Raw genomic sequence first — 13,833 nt, forward strand, 5'->3', positions numbered from 1 at the left:
GCAACCAACACGATTGAAGTAGAAATAGAACGCGGATGAACGCGGATTAGACGGATAGACGCAGATCAAAGCGATTCAGCACACATGCACCAAAGACAATTGGCTGTGTTCTCGCAAGGATTAGGAATGACAGAAAATGCAAAATTCGTGAATTGGCTGCTGGGGTTAGTAGGAGGGGTCATTGGCGGAGTCTTGGGCTACTTTGCTTTCTTTCTCATGGTTCGGCAGGGTCTGTACGCCATGGTATTGCCAGGGGCACTCCTGGGGCTCGGCTGCGGATTGCTGTCAGGGTTTCACTCCAACACATTGGGGGTCCTCTGCGGTGTCGTGGCGGTATTGTTTGGATTCTTTATCGAGTGGCAGTTTGCCCCTTTTAGTAGCGACGACAGTTTTGCCTACTTCATCACGCATGTGCACTCGCTTAAGCCAATGACACTCGTCATGATTGCCATAGGTGGGCTCTTCGGTTTTTGGTTTGGCAAGGGCCGCGCTGGAGGCGTTTGGTTGCGGCGCGGCAAAAAGTGATTCAGATGAGAAGTAGGATGGAAATGTTTGTTGCAAGATACTCATGGTGAAAAAGCGAACCACTCCCGATAAGAAAAAAAGTTCGCCGCGATCCACCGCTGGCACTGAACGGTACACGATCCATCTGATTTCCGGCTCGACGGGCGATCTGCTTTTTCGACTCGCCTCGGTGGCGGAGACGCAGTTTTCAGGGATCGAGTTTGAGATCCTCTCGCACCCCCTGGCAGACACACACGAAAAATTGGAACGGGTACTGCAAGGAATCGCCGGTCCCCGCGCGATCGTGATTCATGGACTTCCCGATGCGAGCTCCAAGCAATTTGTACGGTCGTATTGTGTACGCCAGCTCCTGCCCCACTTTGATGCGACCGGGCCATTGTTTGATTTCATGGCAGATTGTGTCGGTCAGCTGGCGGACAACGATCTTTCGCAATTGCACAAAGTGGATGCCGCATATCGGCGTCGAATCGAGGCGATGGAGTTCGCCATGGAGCACGACGACGGTCTAGGTGGAGCGACGCTCAAGGAAGCCGACATTGTGATCGTGGGGCTAAGTCGCGTGAGCAAGAGTCCTACGACGCTCTATCTCGGTTCACGAGGCTACAAGGTGGCGAATGTGTCGATCTCACCAGAAACAGGTTTCCCCTCAGAACTTGCACGGGTTGGTAAGAAGAAGATTATCGCCTTCACAATGCAGCCCAAACGGCTGCACGAGATTCGCGTCGAGAGGATGAAACATGCCGGCGCCGGTGGCACTGACTACGACGACCTGCAGAGTGTGATTCGGGAAGTGCTGGAATGTGAACAGGAGTGCCGCCGGCGCGGTTATCCGATTATCGACGTGACGAATTTGACCATTGAACAGACGGCGGTGCAAGTAATGAAAGCACTCGGGGTTACTGCAACTTAAGTACAGTGATAGCATCGCGACACAGGCCGAGAACCCTCTGTATTCACTATTCTCGCTGCACTTGACTGTGATTGGAGTGCTGGTACGATCTTCTCGTTTGAATTTCCCTGAATTCGAAAGAAGAGGGTCTAAAGCGAGTTAATTCATTGTCCCTTTTTCAGTCTTAGAAACTTAAGAACAGTAATGTTGTTCTTAATCACGGGATTAGGAGGATTGGTCTCTTGGTCTTGATGCCTTATCGCGAGCCGTGAACTAACCAAAGGGTGCGAGATGCATCGCTGGCAGATTGCTCCCATTCTTCTAACTGCGATGACCTCATTGATGGGGTATCCGACCATTGCGGCCCAGACTGCCATTGCTAGTGATGCAACTGTCAGTTTCGAATTGTCTTCCAGCATCGATCTCGAATCTGCGGCTGAGATTTCGCCAGTGCTGGCAGAATCTGCAGAAAGCAGACCGGGCCCACCCGGTGGGGATCGCTCGCCTGTGAGTAGCCGGGCGTATTGGTTTCCTGTACAGAATCTGCGGAGCCAGCCCGGCGATTGGTCGCAAGCGGGGACCGAACTCAACTTGGCTGCACCGCTCTCGCTAAAGCCGGGCAATATCTGGTTGGCCACCGGCAATGTCGAATACATGTCGATCAACACAATGGCCGTGCTGCCCGACTCGCAATTGCCGGTGCCGGGTGAGCTATGGAATATCGGTTTGGGCGTGATGAACTTTCGCGAACTGGACAATGGCTGGGATTCCGGCACGATTATCTCGATCGGTTCGGCCAGCGATCGGCCCTTTGCTGCCTTGCGGGATATGACTGCCACAGCGATCGCCTTTGTGGAGATTCCACATGGAGAGAGAGACGCTTGGAATCTAAGTCTGTTCTACTCGCCTACGTCTCAGTTGCCTTATCCGCTGCCAGGGGTGGCCTATGTTTGGCGCCCCAGCGAGACTTTCACTGCGAACATCGGCGTGCCGTTCTCGCTCAATTATCAGCCGACCAAGACCTTCACCCTCACGGCGAGCTATTTTCCCCTTACCAATTTTGATGTCCTAGCGAAGTGGCAACTGAATGACTACTGGAGCCTCTACAGCAGTTATCGAGTGGTCAACGAGACCTACTGGCTTGATGAGCGGCTCGACAAGAACCAGCGGTTCTACCTCTTCGATCAACGCGTTTCACTGGGCGCGCGGCGGAAACTCTTTGCGGGGCTGAGTTTAGATGTCTGGGGCGGATATGTTTTCGATCGTGAAGTGTTTCAGTCGGAATCATTCTCAGACAATCGCCAAGACGAGATCAGCATCGATCCTGGTTTCTTGGGCGTGGTGCAGTTGAGCTGGTCCCGCTGATAGCAGGCCCACTTTGTACCGAGTCGGAAGTCGGGTAAGATAGGGCTATGAAACCCTTGCAACGCTGCCTGCTGTTCGCCATTTTATTGGGATCGTTTGTCTCGTCCGCGACAGCCCTGACCAATCAGGTCGTTTTTTTCAATGGCTTCCTAGCCGATACGAGTCCCGGTACAGGGCTGGGGATTCTCAATACAACACTTTCCGGACTCGGCATCCCTGGCTATCAGGGCAAGCTCTTCGAGTGGACCCAACGGCAACAGGCATTTGATTGGGTGCAGCAATTCGCAAGCGACCGTTCTACTTTGGTGCTTGTCGGCCATAGCTTTGGCGGTAACAGCACGTTCCAATTAGCGAATGATTTCCTGAAACCGGCGGGGATCACCGTCGATCTCACCATTCAAATCGACCCAGTGAAGAACTTCGATCCCGGTGCGAATAATGTGTTGCCCACCAATGTCGACGTCGGCTTTAATTATTACCAGATCTCCACAGGATTCTTTGAACCGCAGGGAGAAGACTTTGTGCAAGGCGCGACGAATTTCAATACTGAAGTGCTTTTCAACGATACTTCGGTTACGCATACCTCGATCGACAACGACCCGCGCCTGCACGCACTGATTGGGCAGAACATTCTCGACAACCTCAACGAGCCGAGTGCGGATTTCGACCAGGACGGCGACGTCGATGGAGCCGATTTCCTCGTCTGGCAACGGAATCCGAGCGTCGGTAATTTGGCCGACTGGCAAACTCAATACGGCGGCGCGCCAGTGCTGTCTGTGGTGCCGGAGCCTAGTAGCGTCATCCTGCTGCTGGGATTCCTGTGGCCAGCCTTGTGGCGACGATCAAGGCAGCAAGGACGCCACAGTTTCATCGTGGGTCGTACGCCAAACGACCCGCCGCCGACGGCTAGGACTGACTAGCGCCTAGCGCCTTCCAATCGCCGATTCGCTACGCGACCTGCGTAGTCGCGTTCGTAGACGCTGAACTCGGCCCACACTGGAAAATGGTCGGAGATTTCCAGTGCCTGTTGCTCGGTGAGGTTATAGTTGCGCATCACGTCGAACACTCCCGAGCGACCGGTGTATTCGGTGGTCGAAGGTTGGTGGAGAATGAGATTGTCGTATTGTTTGTCTTGCCGTGTGTTGGTCCACACGCCGGCAATGGTCGGAAAGATGCCAGGCATTTGGCCCAGGCGCGAGAGGTGACGGTCGTCGGAGTGGAAGTCGCCCACCAGGATCACATCGTCCTCCTGACGGGCAGAACGCCGCACCACTCGATACACCTCTGCCAAGGCGTCGAGTTCGTCGTTCACGCGGACGGGATCGGTGCGATTGTTCACCACTGTGAAAGTAAACGCTTCGTCTGGATTCACGCCCCGCGTGCTGAAGGTTGCTACCAGTGGTTCGGAAAACAACATGTCGTCGGGATCGCTGATCGTGTAGACACTTTGCTGATCGACCTCGATCCGCTCGGTATCGAACAGGAATAAGAATTGTTCCTGATTGGTGGTGCGGCCCACGCGCTGGCCGATGACATAGTCGAACCGTCGCTGGGGAAAGTTGCCGCCAGGGTTGTTGACAAGTTGTACGAAGTCGGGGACTAGATAGTCGTTCGTCGAGCGAATTTCCTGGATGGCAACCAGATCGAACTTCCGCACGATGTCGGCCAGCCGAACCATAACATACTGCTTGGCCGCTTTGGCATTGCCTAAGGATTGGACATTGAACGAGGCGATCCGAATCACAGGACCGCTGTTGGGCTGCCCCGGTGGTTGAATCGAGTTATTGCCGGTCGAGGTGGATTGATATGGTGAACTAGCCGGCGCATTCCAATTGCCAGGACTTCGATATTGAGTGCTGGAGGGTTGCTGAGAGCTCGGTTGATTTGCACCAGGACCCACGGCGATCTGCTGAAGGCCGCCTCCCTGGAGAAACGTCCAGGCAAGCCAACCAATGGCGGCGAGTGTCCCTAATGAAAGTATCCGTTGCACGACCCCCTCCTTGGGTGACGAACAAAATGGAAAAGTGCGCGCACGCCCACGAGTGGCGCAGCAACGAGCCCGGCAAAAAGTGGACGAAGGGTAGCGAATTGCTGCTATCGAGGCCAGAGAGGTTTTACCTTCGGGAAAGGGGATAGGCACCGTGCCGCATTCTTCTCTGGCGATTTCTACTCTTCGCTAGCACGGAGCAAGTCCCCATTCCTGCTAGCGTCGCGCGTGCTTCACCAGATGGCCTAACTCGGGGAGGATCAATTTGTCCATCGCCAGCCGAACCGCAGCCGACGAGCCAGGCATCGTTAGCACGAGCGTCCCCTCGATCAATCCGCCGCAGGCACGACTCAGCATCGCCGCAGCGCCAATTTCCTGGTAGCTGAGTGCGCGTAAGAGTTCGCCGTAGCCGGGGAGTTCCTTGGTCAAGAGTGGCCCGATTGCCTCGGGCGTCTGATCGCGCTCGGCGATGCCTGTGCCTCCTGTCACCAGCACCGCCTCGATGTCGTCGCGCGCAGCGAGTTTCGCCACGCACTCGGCGATGGCAGTTGGTTCATCGGGTAAAAGCACACGTTCGATCACTTGATGTCCAGCCCCTTGCAGACCCTCACCAATAAGTTGCCCGCTGGTATCATTGGCCAAAGTACGGGTGTCGCTCACGGTGAGCACGGCACAGCGGACTGCCGAGGGTGCCGATTGACGATGTTCTGCGGCAGAGGGACTGCAATAGCGCTCGGTCATAGGAAGTGCCTCAAATCGTCGCAACTACAGGAATAGAGGATGGGTTATTCCGGGAATAAGCATTCGCTCCCCCTTCAGGCTGGACTATAATTAAGCATAGCCACTTGCATATTGGCCTGTCACCCATTCGCCTTCAAATCTTGCCATGTCCGATTGTCGATTGATTTTGTCCCTGCTCTCAGTGACCTTGGTGTCGTCTGGCAATCACTCCTGCGCCGATGTGTTTCATCTGGCAGAGGGTGGGCAAGTGGTCGGGCAACTTGTCGAGAGCGGGGAGGACGGCCAATATGTTGTGAAATCTAAGCTGGGTGGCATCGTCACTCTCACCAAAGAGCAAGTGGAAGATGTCGAAAAGCAAAGCGAGCATCAGCAAAACTATGAGGCCCGGAGCCGCGCCCTTCCCGACACGGTCGCCGCCCATCGCTCGCTGGCTGATTGGTGCAAGCAGAATTCGCTTTCCGATCTGGCTGATCACCACTTGCAGAGAATTCTGGAGTTGGATCCCGACGACCCGCAAGCACGGGCTAGCTTAGGCTACCAGCTTCATAAAGGTAAATGGCTCACTCGCGACGAAATCATGGCCGTGCGTGGCATGCACTTCTACGAAGGCAAGTATCGCACAGCTCAGGACATCGCCCTGCGTGAACGGGCCAAGGTTCGCGAGACAAGCTCGGCTGAATGGTTTCAACAGCTTCGCCTTTGGCGAGACTGGCTCGATTCCAAACGTGGTACTCGCGCCGACGAAGCCTTGACCAACTTGCGTGCCGTGACCGACCCTGCGGCGGCCACCTCGCTGGTGAAGCTTCTCAATAGCGAAAGGGATCTGGATGTCCGCGATCTGTGGATGGAAATCCTGGCCCAAGTCGATCATCCCGCCGCAGTCGGAAAGTTGGTTGACCTCTCGCTCGACGAGCCGGATCGCGAGACGCGGCTGCAGTGTCTCGACTATTTGCTGCGAACCCGGCGGACCATCGATATCACACCATACATTAAGGCCCTTAAGAGTCGTGACAACGTGACAGTAAACATTGCTGCCGAATGTCTCGGCATGATCGGCAATAAGGAAGCCATCAGTCCGCTGATCGATGCCTTGGTGACTACCCACAAATTCGCTAATCCCAACGCCCAGCAGGGAGACATGCAAGCCTCGTTCTCACCCGACGGAAGTGGCGGAGCTGGTTTCAGTGCCGGTGGGGGACCAAAGATTATTAAGCAAGACCTGCAAAACGTGGAAGTCCGCCGTGCGCTAGTGCAACTCTCCGGCTCGCAGGATCACGGCTTCAACCCGATGGCGTGGCGGCGGTGGTTTGTGAATCAACAGAGTAGCACGACCTTTATTGATCCGCGACGCGATCAATAAGAAATTGAACGCGGACAAACGCGGATTTGTCGAATTCGCGCGGATTATGAAACATGAATATCTTCACTCCATGAGTATCCGTCCAATTAGCGCTCATCAGTGTTCTATTCCTTCGCTTTCGATCTGCATATCAGAGGAGACCATCATTTTAGCCAGTTGTTCGAAACTTATCGTTGGTTTCCAACCCAATTCACGGTGGGCCTTGCTCGAGTCACCTAGTAGGTGATCCACTTCCGCCGGACGGAAGTATCGCGGATCGACGCGCACCAGCACACGGCCATCGGGGCCAATACCCGTTTCATTCAATCCTTCCCCTTCCCATTTCAGGGGCAGGCCGACTTCTGCAAAACAGATCTCGCAAAACTCTCGCACCGAATGGGCCTCGCCCGTTGAAATGACATAGTCAGTCGGCTCCGGTTGCTGCAGCATGAGCCACATGGCCTCGACATAATCGCCGGCAAACCCCCAATCACGCGCAGCCGCCAAATTACCTAGAAACAAACAATCCTGTGTACCAATGGCGATTCGCGCAGCAGCGCGACTTATTTTCCTAGTGACGAATGTCTCGCCACGACGTGGAGACTCGTGATTGAATAAGATTCCGTTTACGGCAAACATCCCGTATGATTTGCGATAAATGGAAGTTGCAAAATAGGCCAGTACCTTTGCCACGGCATAGGGGCTCTGAGGGGCAAAGGGAGTCGTTTCTGACTGCGGAGACTCCTTAGCAATGCCGAATTGTTCCGAGGAGGAAGCCTGATAAAATTTTGCCCGAATCCCTTCTTCCCGCATGGCCTCCAGCAAGCGAATCACGCCGATGCCAGTCACATCGGTCGTGTATTCAGGAACTTCAAACGAGACCTTCACATGAGATTGGGCCCCCAGATTGTAAATCTCGTCAGGTTCGACCGTGCGAAGGACATGGTTGATGCTCGATGCATCGTTCAAATCACCGTGGCAGAGACGCAAGCGGACGTCTGGTTCATGCGGGTCCTGATAGATATGGTCGATGCGTTTGGTATTAAAGCATGAACTCCGGCGAATCATACCCCAAACGTCATACCCTTTACTGATCAGCAATTCAGCCAAATAAGATCCATCTTGGCCAGTGATGCCAGTGATCAAGGCGCGCTTGTTGTTGCGGGGAGGGAACTGAGTCATATGTCAAAAGAGATAAAGTGGAAATGTGACTATGGACTTAGCAAAAAACTGAGGATTGCAGATGGATTCTAATCGGTTTGCCGAGAATTGCTATGCTGCAAGTACCAAGCGTAGGTCTCGGCTATTCCGGTTTGCAACTCGCGTTGCGGCTGCCAACCCAACTTTTGCAAGCGGCTTACATCAAGCAATTTGCGGGGAGTCCCATCGGGTTTTGTGGAATCGAACACCAACTGGGCCTCGGGATAGACGATGGCACGGATGATAGCAGCTAACTCGGCAATCGAAACTTCCCTGCCTGTGCCGACGTTAATTGGCTCTTCCTCGTCGTAGTTTTGCAAAAGAAACCAACAGGCATCGGCCAAATCGGCTATATGCAGAAACTCACGCCGAGAAGTGCCTGAGCCCCAGATGCTGACCTCCAGCGCGCCATCAAGTTTGGCTTGATGAAACTTGAGAATCAGCGACGGTATCACATGGGAGGATTGCGGATCAAATTTGTCACCCGGACCGTATAGATTCGTTGGCAAGGTGGCAATGAAATTACAACCATACTGGCGACGATAGTATTGACACGACTTGAGCCCCGTGATTTTGGCCAGGGCGTACCCTTCGTTCGTTGTTTCCAGTGGGCCAGAGAGTAAGTATTCCTCGCGCATTGGTTGAGGGCAATCACGGGGATACACACAAGAGCTAGCCAGGTAGAGCAGCTTCTTGACCCCGCTCTGCCAGGCAGCACGTAGCACGGTAGCTTGCATGAGCAAATTGTCATAGCAGAAATCGACGGGTTCGGCGATGTTGGCACCGATGCCCCCCACTTTGCCAGCTGCATGAATCACATAGTCGGGCTTCGCTTTGGCAAACCAGCGATCAACGGCATGACCATCCCGCAGATCAAGTTCTTTTCGGGTCGCAGTCAAGACTTTTGTCAGTCCAGCGGACTGTAATCGCAAGAGCATTTGTGATCCCACCAATCCCCGATGCCCAGTGACAAAGATTCCGTCTTGAGGATTGATGACCTGAGGCATGGAGTTGGACTCAGAGGAGACAGGGATTTGGATCCGGGAGGGTGTCGATAAGGTTTACTATAAGTCCTATCCGAACCATTGGAAATCCACCTTCAGAACCATGGCAACCGGCTAGCAGCTGCGGCTGCCTACTGCCGGAAATGCCTGCACATGTGGACTGGAGGCGTAGGGAAAGTGGGGGCTGTAGGGATTGGGAGACAGACGCTGGTTTGGCCATCGTTGACAGGTAAATTCTCGGGTATACGATGAATGCTGAATTGCTCTCTTGGTACGAAAAAGCGGTGTTGGACAGCTTCTACTTTAGATTCTCCCCAGAACAGTCCAACGTGTTTCTTTCGAGCCTGGCACTGGGCTGGAATTCTCTTAGCCGAAAAAACAAAGGTTTGGTTGTAATCCAATATGCAAAGGTATCGCGTTAATTATCGTCTGTTAACGAGTCTCTTCGTCGGCAGCCTTGTTGTAGTAGTGGCATTGTTTTTCTTGCAGAGATGGCAAGTGAATCGCAACGCTTCGTGGTATCGCGAAGACGCGCGCGCTGCCATGGACGAAGGAGAGACCGAAGAAGCCTTCAACAAGTTACTCAACTATGTCAGGTTGCGACCGGATGAAGAAGAACCACTCATCGAACTGGCCAACATTGGTTTGACGATCATTGAAGAACAGGAGGCTTCAAGTGAAACGATCTCAGGGGCGTTCGCGACCTTGAATGAGACGGTCGCGCGTACGGGCGACCCAGATCTGCGCCTGAAACTTACCAAATTGATCATTGGCCATCGTCCCCAAGATGCCTTGAACCATCTCAATGAATTACTACAGCTACCCGAGAAATCCGGCGACTCGGAGTTGGAGTCTATGTACGCGCAAGCCCTTTACAAGGTAAAGGGGAGCAAGCCAGCGCTGGACTATTGTCTGCGTTTGGTCGGCTATGACAAAGCATCCGATTCTTTTGACTCAGCGAAAGCAACAGCCAAGGAACGTCCTGAAGTCTACTCTTTGCTCGCGGCACTCATAATTGATCGAGATCAAGACAAAGAATTCGCTCAACGTGTGATGGACCAGATGATAGCAGAGAACCCTGAGTCCGCTGACGCGTTTCTCAAGCAATCAATCTTCTTGAGATCTTTGGGAGAAGTGGATGAATCTTTAGTCGCACTTGAGAAAGCCTATGAACTGGAGCCAGATAGCGTCGCAGTGGCTCGCCAAAAGGGTGCCGTCGCATTTGAGGACAAAGAGTACGAGACAGCCGAGAAGATTTTTGCAGCTGCGTTGGAGAAGCACCCGGATGACTTGATTCTTTATGACCTGCTCTCCCGAACGCTGGTGCAAGAAAACAAACTTGATGAGGCTATGGCGATATTGAATCAAGGTGCCGCCAAACTCGGTGAGAAACAAGCACTTGGATTCTCACAGTTGAAACTGAATATTTTGTTCCAGCAATCAGATTATGAGGGAATCGATAAAGAGATTTTAGAACTTGAGCGAGCCCGAAACCCGAAATTGACGCCATTCATCGACTTCACAAAAGCACGCGTTGATTGGCAAAAACAAAAGTGGACCTCAGCGGCCAAGAAACTAAAGAACGTTTGGCCAAGGTTAATCGACTTCCCGCAGGAACAGGCTATGGCGGGAGCCCTGCTGGCTAGCTCTTATGAGCGCCAGAATAAGCTAGATCTCGCCTTGCAGGTTTATACGGAAGTGGCCGACAAATTCCCCCAGTACGAAGCTGCTCAAAAGGGTAAGGTTTCTGTGCAGAACAGGATAAAACCACAGTCCACTTCAGAGACGATGGATTTTGATCGGGCCGTCAATGAGATGGCTGCCAAACCGGCGGAGTTGCAAGATTGGTCGCAGATCGATGCCATGCTGGAGAAACTTGGCGAAGAACATAACCTTACTGAAGCCGGAATCAATTTGCTTCAATCTCAGGTTTTGATGAAGCGCGGCAACTACGACGAGGCCAAAGAGTTGATTCGCCAAGCTGCTCTGTTGGCTCCCGACGATGTCCGAGTGCGATACGCTGCGATCAGCTTACTCCTGGAAGATCCCGATTCGGGACCCAGTAAGGCCATGAGCCTCCTGGACAAACTTGAGGAAAAGTTCGGTGATTCTCCCCAAGTCCGCTCAACAAGGGCATCAATTCTGAGGGCGCTAAACGAGCCGAACGTTGATGAACAACTCGATGAGCTTGCGATCGGTGCTGATCAGTGGTCAATAGCGGAGCATGCACAAATAGAAGCAAGTATCGCTCTTCAATTCGAGGCACTCAAGAAATTTGATAAAGCAATCGAGCATTGGAATCGCGCAATTGAGATTACACCCGACAGTCTGCCGATGCGACTCCACATGTTTGAGTTGGCTTTTCAACAACGCGACATTCCCGGAATGCTCGCTGCCGAGGATTTGATTCTCGATTTGGTCAATGATAAGAACGACGGCAACTATGTTCTCACCCAAGTTCGTCGCCAGCTAGTGGAGTATGCTTTGGGAGAAGCCACGCGAGAGGACCTTGTTGCAAGCCGGAAGAGGATGGAGCAGGCACTCACGCGGCGCGCTGAATGGCATGAACTGCACATTCTTTACGCCCAGCTTCTGTTGACCTTGCAGGAAGACTTAGACCTGGCATTGCAGCACTTGAATGATGCCCTCAAATATGGTCCTCCAAATATGTCTGCGGTTTCATTGCAAGCGAAATTGCTGCGCCAACGCGGCAACTTTGCCGAAGCACGGAAGAAAATGGAACTAATCAACCCGGAATCCCGCATGCAGTTGCTGGGACGGGTTGAAGCAGAAATTCTCTTGCAAACGGGTGAGTCGGAAGCGGCATTCGAAGCCGCCCAAAAACTAGCGGAAGCGGAACCAAATAATGCCTCTACCCAAGTATGGTTTGCCAACATCGCCCAACAATCTGCTAATGCCTTGGAGGACGCCGCACTAGAAAGCAATCGCAATGAAGTTGCCCAAAAAGTCAAAAGCCGCTTGGATGACGCCGCTCGGGCACTCACTAAGGCGACCGAACTGACACCTTCCGATGCTGATGTATGGATGCAACTTATCTCCATTTACGCTCAGCAAAAGAATAATAATAAAATTGAAGAGAAACTGCGGGAAGCTCAGCTTGCTATCGATGTCGACCTCCTGCCGTTGCTGATTGCCAAGAAGCTTGAGTTGATGGGAGATTGGGCAGCCGCAGAGAAAATCTATCTTGCCAACTTTTCATCTCGTATGGATGAATTGCCTATCTTGCAACGCTTGGCGGAATTCTACTTTCTTTGGTCCAAGCAAGGAAAAGTTCCTGCGCAGAGAGGATTTCCCTTCGTCAATCAAATTCTGCGACTTGCTAACGAAGGTAAGGTGGAACCCGACAACACTTATGTAGTGTGGGCTCGCGATCGAGCGGCACGTATCTTAGCAGGTTCAGGCGAATACCAGAAATCCCTTCTGGCGCGAAAGCTGCTCAATCCAACGGGCGATCTGGACGAGCTTTCTCCATCCGACAAGGTACTCTTCGCCGAAATACTGACTACCCGCGCCGAACCAGAAGCCCAGCTCAAAGCTATGGAGCTCCTTTCAGATATGGATCGCCAGGGGACTATCAGCAAACAAGGGGTCGTGGCTCTCGCAAGACTGTTAGGCAAGGCCGGGGACTGGGAGCGGGGTCGGCAGCTGATGCTCAATACTCTGAAAAAATATGGTGACGACGAACAAGTGTCCGCAACATTTGTTGATCTCCTAATCGATAACGACGAATTCGCTATGGCGAGCAATCGACTCGACAAACTGAAAGACATCAATTCCAAGAACTCTTCGATTATGCCACTGAGTATCAAATTGGCTGCCAAGAGTGGCGACGAGACCAAATTGCAACGCCTCTTGCAGAACATGCTTCCTAAAAGCTTGTCGGGTGCCCTCTCTTCCGAAGAACTTAACAATATCGTGACCGTAGCCCGCATGGCTGCCGAAAACGATCAGATTGAGCTTGCTGCAAAGCTTTATCCTGTCTATGTCCAGCGTGTTGGTACTGCTCAGGCAGCTCTGGAGTATGCTTCTTTTCTCACAAAACATGGCGACCCTGGACAAGCCATGGAGATCATCAAGCAAATATTTCCCAAGCAGATGGATGCGGCAGCACAAATTGCCGTTTCGATGTTGCGTCAGCGCCGGAGCGAGGTTGGCGATCAATTCGATGCAGAGATCGACGACATGTTAGCTGCAGCCCTGCGAGATGACCCCGATTCCGCATCACGCTTATTACTAAAAGCGGAAGCACTTGAAGTGCAAGGAAAGCAAGACGAGAGTATCGCATTTTACGAGAAGATTTTGAAACGCGATGATCTTCCCAGTTTGTTAAGGGCTGCGGCGAAAAACAACTTGGGCTTTCTTCTCGCTTCGACCGACCAACGCCTCGACGAGGCTCAAGAAATGATCAATCAAGCCATGGAGGTTTACGGGCCGTCAGAAGATATTCTTGATACCCGAGCGGTCGTTAGAATTGCTGGTAAGAACTACGATGGAGCGGTCGAAGATATGGAGTTGGCAACATCGCTTTCTCGCGACCCCCTTAAATTTTATCATAGTGCCCTGGCCAATCTGTTGGCGGGGAACGATCAAGTTGCACTGAAGTCCTGGGATCGTGCGAAGAAGCTTGGCATTACGAAAGACAAGCTGCCTCTTTCTGAGCAACCAGATTTCGAACGAATCAAGGGCCAAATTGAGGGATTGCGGACCCAGAATGCCAAGCTCTAGCAGGCCCGGGATTGGGGCAAGTTTCTTGGTGCAGGAA

General features: G+C 52.8%; 10 protein-coding genes. 6 read left to right on the forward strand and 4 right to left on the reverse strand.

From position 1 onward, the window contains the following. Positions 1-126: 126 nt before the first annotated feature. The 4 genes from Pla144_RS04745 to Pla144_RS04760 all read left to right on the forward strand — a co-directional run bounded on the left by Pla144_RS04745 (position 127) and on the right by Pla144_RS04760 (position 3,699). Positions 127-525: a hypothetical protein gene (locus tag Pla144_RS04745; protein WP_146448251.1), complete on the forward strand. Its 399-nt coding sequence runs from the start codon at positions 127-129 to the stop codon at positions 523-525. Positions 526-568: 43 nt separating this feature from the next. Continuing rightward, the gene (ppsR, locus tag Pla144_RS04750; protein ID WP_146448253.1) at positions 569-1,435 is read left to right on the forward strand and encodes a pyruvate, phosphate dikinase/phosphoenolpyruvate synthase regulator; all 867 of its coding nucleotides are present in this window, start codon (positions 569-571) and stop codon (positions 1,433-1,435) included. A gap of 270 nt (positions 1,436-1,705) precedes the next feature. Then, a complete protein-coding gene (locus Pla144_RS04755; protein ID WP_146448256.1) occupies positions 1,706-2,779 on the forward strand; it encodes a DUF6268 family outer membrane beta-barrel protein in 1,074 nt (357 codons plus the stop codon). 47 nt (positions 2,780-2,826) lie between these two features. After that, positions 2,827-3,699: an alpha/beta hydrolase gene (locus Pla144_RS04760; RefSeq protein WP_146448259.1), complete on the forward strand. Its 873-nt coding sequence runs from the start codon at positions 2,827-2,829 to the stop codon at positions 3,697-3,699. On the opposite strand, the gene Pla144_RS04765 is transcribed toward Pla144_RS04760, so the two are convergent. After that, positions 3,696-4,769 (reverse strand): endonuclease/exonuclease/phosphatase family protein, encoded by a 1,074-nt coding sequence (locus Pla144_RS04765; protein WP_146448262.1) that lies wholly within the window; start codon positions 4,767-4,769, stop codon positions 3,696-3,698. The two genes, Pla144_RS04760 and Pla144_RS04765, sit on opposite strands and share 4 nt — an antisense overlap. A gap of 213 nt (positions 4,770-4,982) precedes the next feature. Further along, positions 4,983-5,507, reverse strand: a complete 525-nt coding sequence (locus Pla144_RS04770; RefSeq protein ID WP_146448264.1) for a MogA/MoaB family molybdenum cofactor biosynthesis protein — start codon at positions 5,505-5,507, stop codon at positions 4,983-4,985. Positions 5,508-5,652: 145 nt separating this feature from the next. Here Pla144_RS04770 and Pla144_RS04775 point away from each other — a divergent pair, with 145 nt between their 5' ends. Then, complete coding sequence (locus Pla144_RS04775) at positions 5,653-6,867, forward strand: hypothetical protein (RefSeq protein WP_146448267.1); 1,215 nt, start codon at positions 5,653-5,655, stop codon at positions 6,865-6,867. A 96-nt stretch (positions 6,868-6,963) separates the two neighbouring features. On the opposite strand, the gene gmd is transcribed toward Pla144_RS04775, so the two are convergent. Both gmd and Pla144_RS04785 read right to left on the reverse strand, forming a co-directional pair. Further along, positions 6,964-8,028, reverse strand: a complete 1,065-nt coding sequence (gene gmd, locus Pla144_RS04780; RefSeq protein WP_146448270.1) for a GDP-mannose 4,6-dehydratase — start codon at positions 8,026-8,028, stop codon at positions 6,964-6,966. 68 nt (positions 8,029-8,096) lie between these two features. Next, positions 8,097-9,053, reverse strand: coding sequence for a GDP-L-fucose synthase family protein (locus Pla144_RS04785; RefSeq protein ID WP_146448272.1), 957 nt, complete (start codon positions 9,051-9,053; stop codon positions 8,097-8,099). Between the two features lie 495 nt (positions 9,054-9,548). On the opposite strand from Pla144_RS04785, the gene Pla144_RS04790 reads away from it, so the two are divergent. Continuing rightward, positions 9,549-13,796, forward strand: a complete 4,248-nt coding sequence (locus tag Pla144_RS04790) for a tetratricopeptide repeat protein (RefSeq protein ID WP_197530383.1) — start codon at positions 9,549-9,551, stop codon at positions 13,794-13,796. The last annotated feature ends 37 nt before the right edge of the window (positions 13,797-13,833 follow it).

This window comes from Bythopirellula polymerisocia, from assembly GCF_007860015.1.
GTDB lineage: Bacteria > Planctomycetota > Planctomycetia > Pirellulales > Lacipirellulaceae > Bythopirellula > Bythopirellula polymerisocia.